This is a genomic window from Nostoc sp., from assembly GCF_036917155.1.
Lineage (GTDB): Bacteria > Cyanobacteriota > Cyanobacteriia > Cyanobacteriales > Nostocaceae > Nostoc.
In genome coordinates, this window is sequence record NZ_JBALDZ010000229.1 from 44,360 (window position 1) to 54,256 (window position 9,897).

Genomic DNA, 9,897 nt, shown 5'->3' on the forward strand with positions numbered 1-9,897 from the left:
CCTCACATACTTGCTGCGGTAAACACTTAGGTATTAGCAAGCCTCCCGTTCTGAGGATACCCACTTGTTCAACAGAAACTAACATCTTTGCTAGAAATTTTTTACACAAAATTCAAATGCTGACTCTGAAGGCGAGGGAACTTTATAGTAAGCCCATGCTGTAACGACAATTTTGCCATGCGATCGCTGCCATACTTCTTTGTAACCAGAGCAACCACCAAGCCCTTGCATAATCCAGGTAGCCCAAGCAAGACTTTGAGGAGGATAGGGATTTTGTTGAAGTTGAGTTTTGCCCTGTAAAGTAGGTGCGATGTCTACGACGGGATAGGCAAACAGTAAACCCGCATTTCTCACAAGGAGAGAAGGGATTGAACTTGGCAGATTGAACTCTCCCCTGCTCCCCTCACGGGCGAAGTAATAAGTAATAAGTAATAGACATCTGGTGAAAATGAATGTAGAGACGTAGCAGTGCTACGTCTCTACAAGGACTCTGGATAACGCATATTTAATTTCTGGAGATGTCTAATAAGTAAGATTCATTACTCATTACTCATTACTCATTACTTATTTAATTATTGAGATGTGGTGAGAAATCTGGGTAAACATCGTTGAGTATCAGTTGCCGAACGCAGCCACTTAAAGGAGAGGGAAGCTAGAGACAGGATGAAGTTTTGCATCTTAATTTAATCCACGTTCCTTATTTGGGTGAAACCATTTTTTCACTAGCAATGATATGCAAATCGATGTTTTTGAGTAAGCGTACCAATTTTTGCGTCAAAGATCCTTTGAGAAGCATTTGCCAGCGTGATCGCTGACTCTCACCAATCACAATCTGGGTGATCCGATGTTTCTCGGCAACTTCAGCGATCGCATTAGCTACGTTACTGTTGGTAATACGAAGAAAAGTACCTTCAAATTCTTTACAGAGTTTCTCACAGGTGTGGATGTGTAAGCTTTCTTCTTTGGTGAGAAAGCGCTCTGGATTGGCAACGAATAAAGTATAAAGAGGGGCGTTCATATAGTTAGCCAGCCTCGCACCCCGGCGTAATAGTTGCACTGAGTTGGGATAGGTGGATACGCACACCAAAACCCGCTCATGAATATTACAAGATTGCCCGTTGGGAGTAGTGGCGATCGCATTTCCTTCCACATTGTCTGCAACTTCCCGCAAAGCTAACTCCCGCAAAGCAATCAGGTTACGGCGTTGGAAAAAGTTATCGAGGGATTGTTGGATTTTTTCTGGTGCGTAAATCTTGCCTTCTAATAACCGTTCTTGCAGCGTTTCCGGCGTGACATCTATTACCACTATTTCATCTGCTTCATCCAGAATCCTGTCAGGAACTCGCTCACGGACTACTACACCTGTAATCCTGGCTACTAAGTCATTGAGACTTTCCAAATGTTGTACATTCATTGTGGAGTAGACATCAATACCTGCTGCCAAAACTATTTCGACATCTTCGTAGCGTTTTTCGCGTGGGGAACCAGGGACATTGGTATGGGCAAGTTCATCGATTAAGACTAATTGGGGCGATCGCTTTAAAATAGCATCTGTATCCATATCCGTTAGTGTCAACTCACCCCGCGGATATTGCTTACGGGGTAAAATCTCCAGTCCCTCTGCCTTCTCAACTGTGTCCTTACGTCCGTGGGTTTCTAAAAGCCCAACAACGACATCAATTCCTTCATGTTTGAGTGCATGTCCCTCTTCCAGCATCCGGTAGGTTTTGCCTACTCCAGGAGCCATACCAATAAATATCTTATGCTTACCCCGTCGTCGTGCCGGATAAAGCGAGTAACTTGCAGAATTTAAAGGTACAGTGCCAGCCGAACCAGTATTATTATCTGACATTTCATTCTTGGTTTCTATAGCAATCCTATTTCATCGGAAAACGGCGCTTTACCCAATCCCCAATCCCCAATCCCCAATGCCCACTTACTGATTTTGCTGACGATTAATATCTTGCAAGTCAAGAGCATAATTCAATCGCAGAACATTGACTCCCGGTTCGCCAAAAATCCATAAAAATCTGCCATCAGTATACTTGTTAATTAAACGTAGGATCTCATCTTCTTTTACTTTCCGCGCACCAGCAACCCGCGCCAATTGCTGCCGTGCTGCTTTGAAGGAAATATGCGGATCTAAACCAGAGCCAGATGTATAAATTATATCAGCAATCGGTTGAAGATTTTCGTCTCGCAATTGATTTGCGTCTTCTCGAATCCGCTTCAGTAGTTCTGGATTGCTAGCAGCAAGATTACTGGCTCCAGATATGCCAGTTGGCTTGGCTTTTTTTCCTTGGCTATATCTAACAGTACTGGGACGAGGATGGAAGTATCGCTCAGATGTGAACACCTGACCTATCAAAGCTGAACCAATTGGTTCATTATTTAGATTCAGCATGATGCTGCCATTAGCTTGATAGTGCAAAAAAACTTGACCCACTACAAGGATTACCAGCGGATAGATGATTGCAGTCAACAACCAAAGCATTAGAGTTATAAAAATTGCTCTGATGGTTTCTCGAATAATAGCCATAATAAGTTTTCTAATTGCTCCTAGAATTTTATTTTTTATTTTTTATTTTTTATTCTTTTGCCCACCCAGCAGGAGGTTCCAGGGTGCTGATAGCAACAGCATAAACAACTAGAGTAACTACCACATTCAAGCACAGCAGGATAAAAATAGCGAGTGGTAGGTGTTGTTTTGGTGATTGCAAGCAAACAAAGGATATTGCCGAAGCGGTGCGGAATTAAAACGATGTTTATTCATATTCTTCTTTTTTCTTTTCTCAACAGGTCAAAATAAAAATGTTTATTATTTTACTTTAGTCAAGATGCGTTCGTTTCCCTAAGAGGATGTTTGAAAAGTATTAGGCAAATAGAATTCGCTACTACACAAAACCTAGTCCACGGAGGTGGACTAAGATAAAATCAAGGGTTTTAAACCCACGGAGGTGGGTTTGGTTTGTGTAGCCGCGACTTCCAGTCGCCCGGTGAGTAATAAATTAGACTTTTCAAACATCCTCTAAGCCAAACCTACAACTGTAATCAGTATATCGATCAACTTAATAGCAAGAAATGGCGCAATCACCCCACCTAAGCCGTAAATTAAGATATTGCGTTGGAGTAGCTGATTAGCTGTCAGTGGTCTAAATCGTACACCCTTCAATGCTAAGGGAATCAAAGCGGGAATAATCAAAGCATTATAAATCAGTGCTGATAGTACAGCAGATTTCGGACTAGTCAAATTCATAATATTTAGGCTTTGTAGGTTAACAGCAATAAATATCACTGGAATAATTGCAAAGTATTTAGCAATATCATTAGCGATAGAAAATGTCATTAATGCCCCACGAGTAATCAACAATTGTTTACCAATGCTAATGATATCGATCAGCTTTGTGGGATCGGAGTCCAAATCGACCATGTTGGCGGCTTCTTTGGCAGCTTGCGTCCCTGTATTCATCGCAACGCCGATGTTAGCTTGGGCTAATGCTGGAGCATCATTAGTTCCATCTCCCGTCATGGCAACCAGTTTGCCTGCGGCTTGTTCCTTTTTAATGACATTGATTTTGTCTTCTGGTGTGGCTTCGGCAATGAAGTCATCCACGCCTGCTTCTTTGGCAATGACCGAAGTTGTAATTCGGTTGTCTCCAGTTAGCATGATGGTATACACTCCCATCCGTCGCAGTTGCTCAAAGCGATCGCGGATACCAGGTTTAACTATATCTTTGAGATAAATAATCCCGTAAATTTCGTTATCTAGGCTGACTGCTAGGGGTGTACCTCCCAGGCGAGAAACTCGTTCGTAGGCAGCATTTAATTCTGGTGTATCGCGTCCGTTGCGGGAACGCACAAATCCTTTAATGGCTTCTACTGCTCCCTTTCTGGCCTCATACCCACCAGGTAAGTTAGTGCCACTCATCCGTGTTTTGGCGGAAAAACTAACTCCTTCTGCCTGGTTGGGGTCAAAATCAAACCGTGCTACCAACTTTTCTGCGAGTCGGACAATGGATTTGCCTTCTGGTGTATCGTCAAAGACACTAGCCGCCCAGGCAACATTAGCAATTTCTGACATTGAATGACCGTTAATGGGAATAAACTCTTCCGCCAAACGGTTGCCAAGGGTAATTGTACCTGTCTTATCAAGAACTAAAGTGTTGACATCACCACAGGCTTCGACTGCTCGTCCTGAAGTCGCAATGACGTTAAATCGGGCAACTCGATCCATACCAGCAATGCCAATGGTACTTAGTAAGCCGCCAATGGTTGTAGGAATTAATGCTACTAATAGGGCAATTAAAATTGGTATGCTGACTGGACTGTTGACATAGTAAGCAAGTGCAGGCAGAGTTACCACGACTAACAAAAATACTAGGCTGAGAACTGCCAGCAATACTGTCAGAGCAATTTCATTGGGTGTTTTGCTGCGTTCTACCCCTTCTACCAAGGCAATCATCCGGTCAATAAAGCCTTTGCCTGGATCGGATGTGATGCGAATAATTAGTTCATCTGAGATAATCCGCGTGCCACCAGTGATGGAACTGGCAATATCGGAACCTGATTCTTTTAATACTGGTGCAGATTCTCCTGTAATTGCCGATTCATCTACTGAGGCGACACCCATGATTACTTCGCCATCGGCGGGGATGATATCGCCAGCAACGACGTAGATGGTATCGCCCTGTTTGAGGCTAGTGGATGAAACTTCACTAAGTATGCCATCAGGAGCAAGTTTTTTAGCGATCGTCTCTGATTTCGTTAACCGCAAGGCATCAGCTTGGGCTTTACCCCGCCCTTCTGCCAATGCTTCGGCAAAATTGGCAAACCAAACTGTAAAGAATAAAATCCCCGACAATAAGCCGTTAAAAAGTTGCGAGTTCTTTTGGAGGGCTGGGCCAAATAGGTTGGGATCAATGGTTAGCAATAGGATGATGATTGTCCCTACCCAAACCACAAACATCACTGGATTTTTGATTGCATACTTAGGGTTGAGCTTGACAAAAGCATCTCTAATTGCCCTTAAGTACAGCCATTTATTACTTGCCCTGGCCTTTTTGCGTCCTTGGCGGCGATCGCCAGAACGAGAATTTGGGCGTCTAGCTCTGAAGTTAGTTGCCACTTGATTCACAAATAAAGTTAGGAGTGAGAAGTAGAGACGCGATTAATTGCCTCTGTACAGGAGTTAGGGGTTAGAAGTTAGGAGTGATTAGGAACTTCTAATAAAATATCCAACCTGTAGGGTGCGTTAGTAACGCATCCTACGAAACTGGATAATTTATTTATTTTTTAGTATTCTCTTAATTCCAAACTCATCACTCATAACTCATAAATTTTCTAACTGCCAGATGCTAGCTTTAAACCCTCAGCTATGGGGCCTAAAGCCAGAACGGGAAAGAAAGTCAATACTCCCAAAACCAGTGTCACTCCAGCCGTGATACTAGTAAATACCAGAGAATCAGTTCTCAGGGTACCAGGGGTTTCGGGGACCGGTTTTTTGCGAGACATGCCGTCAGCCAACAGCAGGATGGCAATCATCGGAATGTAGCGTCCTCCTATTAAGCTAACTAAAGTACTCAAGTTCCACCACAGGGTATTATCCCTCAACCCCTCTAAGCCGGAGCCATTGTTTGCTGCTGCTGAGGCGTATTCATAAACTACTTGAGAAATACCATGATAGCCAGGGTTGCTAATTCCAGATAGGGAGATGGGATAAGCTAAGGCGATCGCACTGGGAATTAAAACTACAATTGGGTGAATCAACAGCACTACGCCAGCAAGGACGATTTCTCGCTTTTCGATTTTGCGTCCTAAAAACTCTGGGGTGCGTCCTGCCAGGAGTCCAGTTAGAAACACTGTGAGAATTAAGTAAATAAATAAGTAAGCTGTTCCAGTTCCCTGGCCACCCCAGATAACTCGGATAAATAAGTTGAAGAGAGTCGAAAATATCCCTTGGGGCATCAAAGAATCGTGCATCCCATTCACCGCACCAGACATAGTAGCAGTAGTCATCACTGCCCAAAATGCCGTTTGTGCCCAGCCAAATCGAACTTCTTTACCCTCTAAATTGGGCTGTTCTAATCCAAAGGCATTATTAACCAGGGGATTACCTTGTAGTTCTCCCACAGCTGTCACTCCCACCAGAACTACAAAAATCACAAACACCATCCAAAAAAGTAGCCAAGCTTGTTTGATGTTGTTGGCAAATATACCGTAGGTGTAAATCAAGGCTGCTGGGATAGAAATCATGGCGATCATTTCTATCAAATTAGAAGCCCCATTGGGATTTTCAAAAGGATGTGCTGAGTTTACGCTAAAAAAGCCGCCGCCGTTCTCGCCCAAAAGTTTGATCATTTCAAAGGATGCTACCGGGCCTCTGGCAAGATATTGCGTCCCACCTTCTAAGGTTCTCATATCCAGAGTCTTCGCTAATGTTTGTGGCACACCTGTTACAAGCAAAGCGATCGCGCCAATAATCGAAATCGGCAGCAATATTCGCGTAATTCCACGAACCAGATCGACGTAAAAGTTACCCAGTCGTCTACCCGTCAACCCGCGAATAAAGGCAATTCCCACAGCTAAACCGGTGGCTGCGGAGGTGAACATCAAAAAGCCTAAAGCTGCTACCTGGCTAAAATAGCTTAAGGTTGTCTCACCAATATAGTGTTGCTGGTCGGTATTTGTTACAAATGAAATGGTTGTGTGCAGTAATACATCCCAAGTGGGCGCACCAAAGCCGTTAGGATTCCAGGGTAGGAGTCTCTGAAAATATATCAGCAAATATACTGCAATGCCCATCATAATGTTGCTGCACAGTATAGCCCGGATATACTGCCAAGCCGTCATATCATCTTTTCTCCGAACACCCGCTAGTACGAACATACTTCGCTCTATGGGGTTCATTAAAAAATCAAGTAGTGTTCTTTCTCCCAAGAAGACACGTGCTATGTATCTTCCAAATAGCGGAGTGATTGTTATGACAATACACAGCGTTAAGCCTATTTGCAAAAAACCTTGTCCCATATATTTTGTGCTAAATTAAATTTGAGTGCTAGCAAGCCAATTCTGAGAAATAACAGATTAACTGTGGGAATATTTAATTTCGAGAGATTTACTATTTTCCAGATAATTGTTAAAGTTTTTGTTAAGAATATTTAATTTTTACTCTTAATTCATCTATCTCACTAGTTAGGATTATTTGTTTATACAATACATTTTCCCAGTTTGCTACTTTCAAAGATATCAACAGCACCAATCAAAGAAACATTTTTGTTTCCTTTTGGTGGAGATGTACGTATACTTATTGTCTTGTTGATAGAACGGGCGAACAATCATACTAAAGTTAAAGAACAATATCAGAAGTTAGAATTCTTGACACTCTCAGCCCTGAAGGGACTGAGATTCTGCGGACAAAGTAAACTTAGGTAGTGTCCAAAGTCTAACTCTCGCTGCGGTCGTCAAGACCCGCCTACCCAGTAAGCCTAAGTCGATGCTTAGATTGCTGGCTACTTTTCGTAAAATATTCGCGCTGCCGTTCAAATCTGCATTTACAATTGAACCATTTGCTGACTGATACAGCCCTCTTTTAATCCGCTTTCCAGATGCTTTCCACGCCTCTGGTTTTTCACCATACTTGGGTAGGGAGTCTCCATCTAAAAAGCTCGACTTGCTCGTGTAGAGCATTGACTTGGCAATTGACGGTTCAAATGCTAAGTCAAATTTACCAGTTAGCAGCTTATTTGTTTTGAAAAATGTTTGACGTGCAAAATAAACTCCACTGTTGTAAAGCTTGCCTGATTGCTGACAAAGATACTCTAATATTGACTTGGTTTCATCACTGAGATGTAGCAAGACTTGCTGTACTCCCATTGACTTTTTGGGTTGAGACAAAGTTTTCGGTATCTAAGATACTATATATTTGTATATCAATATATATAGTAAATATCAATGCCATTCCAGAAAAAACACAAATTAGGTTTCACAAGCAAACAACCATTTGTCTCCATAATTAATATAGATACAAGGCATGTGATAATCAGAGGTTTTATGTCCTTAACACTTGAAGACTTGGAACAAATGCAGCAACAGCATCCCGACTTTCGGATGGAACTAGTCAAGGGTAATATTATTGTTATGAGTCCATCAGGATACGAATCAGATGAAGTTGCAGCCGCCATGATTGCCCAGTTACATAACTGGGTTAGACCGCGCAAACTCGGACGAACAGCAGCTTCTAGTGCCGGTTTCAGGTTGCCTAATTCAGACTTGCGCGCGCCAGACGCCTCATTTGTTTTAGCCAAACGCTTGCGTCGCAGTCCGAAGTCTTTTGCTCAATTGGCTCCCGATTTGACTGTAGAAGTGAAGTCCCCTAGCGATAATTTAGAGGATCTAAGAGCCAAAATTCAAGAATTTCTGAGTTTGGGAACTAAGGTAGGAATTTTGCTCAATCCAGATGAGCGAATTGTTGAAGTTTACAATTTTGGACAAGAGGCAATAATACTTCGTGATGGGGATATTTTAACAGTTCCCGAACTACTCCCAGGATGGGAAGTACCAATTGCAGATTTTTGGCCTCCAGAGTTTGATAATTAAAGATATTTTGCCTACGGTACGCTATGCAAACAGACGCAGATTTCAACCCGACTGTACCTTGATTCCCACAGGGTAAATGATCTGAGTCGAAACCACTCCGCCTCGGAACTACGTGTAAAGGTAAGGATCTTAAACCCCTTAATTTACGATAAAACTATCAATATTTGACAACTGCCGTAGCGATCTAGCCTCTAATCAACTGAGGGACGGTAGAATATACCTAATTTTCTTAGCTTCAAAAACTAAACTATGACGATGCATTCCACACTCCAACGTGCATTTACTAACCACCGCGTTCTGAAAGTGATTAGCGGCTTAAATAATTTCGACGCTGCTAGCGTTGCTGCTACTGTCAAAGCTGCTGAATTTGGCGGTGCTACTTTTGTCGATATTGCTGCCGATCCAGCTTTAGTCCAGCTAACTAAAAGTTTGACAAATTTACCAGTTTGTGTATCAGCAGTAGAGCCAGATAAATTTGTGCAAGCAGTGGCAGCTGGTGCTGATTTAATTGAAATTGGGAATTTTGATTCTTTCTATGCTCAAGGACGCCGCTTTGAGGCTCTAGAAGTGCTAGCGTTGACTAAGCAAACTCGCGCTCTCCTCCCAGAAATTACCCTATCTGTCACCGTTCCCCACATCCTAGAACTAGATCAACAAGTACAGTTAGCAGAAGAACTGGTGAAAGCTGGAGCAGATATTATCCAAACCGAAGGCGGTACTAGCAGTAACCCAGTTCACCCCGGAACTCTAGGATTAATTGAAAAAGCTGCTCCCACCTTGGCAGCAGCTTTTGAGATTTCCCGCGTAGTATCAGTACCAGTATTGTGTGCTTCAGGTATTTCTAGCGTTACCGCACCATTAGCGATCGCGGCTGGTGCTGCTGGTGTTGGTGTTGGTTCCGCTATCAACCAACTCAATAGCGAAGTGGCAATGATTGCCGCCGTGCGTGGCTTAGTAGAAGCCTTAGCAACTGCAAATTTAGTAAGGAGTTAAGAGTTAAGAGTTAGGAGTTAGGAGTGATGAGTTGAAAAAACTTATTCATTCAAAACTTCTAACTGCTAACTGCTAACTGCTAACTGCTAACTGCTAACTGCTAACTGCTAACTGCTAACTGCTAACTGCTAACTGCTAACTGCTAACTGCTAACTCCTAACTGCTAACTGCTAACTGCTAACTGCTAACTGCTAACTGCTAACTGCTAACTGCTAACTGCTAACTGCTAACTGCTAACTGCTAACTGCTAACTCCTAACTCCTAACTCCTAACTCCTAACTCCTAACTCCTAACTCCTAACTCCTAACT

8 protein-coding genes are annotated in these 9,897 nt (G+C 42.8%); 2 read left to right on the forward strand and 6 right to left on the reverse strand.

The genetic code is table 11. The features are described 5' to 3' along the window. Positions 1–90 precede the first annotated feature (90 nt). From V7K67_RS30835 to V7K67_RS30860, 6 genes are all read right to left on the reverse strand, one after another. Positions 91–354, reverse strand: coding sequence for a hypothetical protein (locus tag V7K67_RS30835; RefSeq protein ID WP_335169843.1), 264 nt, complete (start codon positions 352–354; stop codon positions 91–93). Positions 355–697: 343 nt separating this feature from the next. Further along, positions 698–1,852 (reverse strand): universal stress protein, encoded by a 1,155-nt coding sequence (locus V7K67_RS30840; protein WP_334705988.1) that lies wholly within the window; start codon positions 1,850–1,852, stop codon positions 698–700. Positions 1,853–1,936: 84 nt separating this feature from the next. After that, positions 1,937–2,539, reverse strand: a complete 603-nt coding sequence (kdpC, locus tag V7K67_RS30845; protein WP_334705989.1) for a K(+)-transporting ATPase subunit C — start codon at positions 2,537–2,539, stop codon at positions 1,937–1,939. A gap of 489 nt (positions 2,540–3,028) precedes the next feature. After that, a complete protein-coding gene (gene kdpB / locus V7K67_RS30850; RefSeq protein WP_334728966.1) occupies positions 3,029–5,134 on the reverse strand; it encodes a potassium-transporting ATPase subunit KdpB in 2,106 nt (701 codons plus the stop codon). Between the two features lie 206 nt (positions 5,135–5,340). Continuing rightward, entirely contained in the window at positions 5,341–7,026 is a 1,686-nt protein-coding gene (kdpA, locus tag V7K67_RS30855; protein ID WP_334705992.1) for a potassium-transporting ATPase subunit KdpA, read from the reverse strand. A gap of 357 nt (positions 7,027–7,383) precedes the next feature. Then, entirely contained in the window at positions 7,384–7,893 is a 510-nt protein-coding gene (locus tag V7K67_RS30860; RefSeq protein ID WP_334728967.1) for a hypothetical protein, read from the reverse strand. Positions 7,894–8,049: 156 nt separating this feature from the next. Here V7K67_RS30860 and V7K67_RS30865 point away from each other — a divergent pair, with 156 nt between their 5' ends. Both V7K67_RS30865 and V7K67_RS30870 read left to right on the forward strand, forming a co-directional pair. Continuing rightward, complete coding sequence (locus V7K67_RS30865; RefSeq protein WP_335169839.1) at positions 8,050–8,595, forward strand: Uma2 family endonuclease; 546 nt, start codon at positions 8,050–8,052, stop codon at positions 8,593–8,595. A gap of 249 nt (positions 8,596–8,844) precedes the next feature. Beyond that, a complete protein-coding gene (locus tag V7K67_RS30870; protein WP_335169841.1) occupies positions 8,845–9,588 on the forward strand; it encodes a DUF561 domain-containing protein in 744 nt (247 codons plus the stop codon). The last annotated feature ends 309 nt before the right edge of the window (positions 9,589–9,897 follow it).

Excerpts from the sequence above, each read along its gene's own strand:
- V7K67_RS30840 (WP_334705988.1), bottom strand. The coding sequence starts at position 1,852 with ATGTCAGATAATAATACTGGTTCGGCTGGCACTGTACCTTTAAATTCT.
- kdpC (WP_334705989.1), bottom strand. The coding sequence starts at position 2,539 with ATGGCTATTATTCGAGAAACCATCAGAGCAATTTTTATAACTCTAATG.
- kdpA (WP_334705992.1), bottom strand. The coding sequence starts at position 7,026 with ATGGGACAAGGTTTTTTGCAAATAGGCTTAACGCTGTGTATTGTCATA.
- V7K67_RS30865 (WP_335169839.1), top strand. The coding sequence starts at position 8,050 with ATGTCCTTAACACTTGAAGACTTGGAACAAATGCAGCAACAGCATCCC.
- V7K67_RS30870 (WP_335169841.1), top strand. The coding sequence starts at position 8,845 with ATGACGATGCATTCCACACTCCAACGTGCATTTACTAACCACCGCGTT.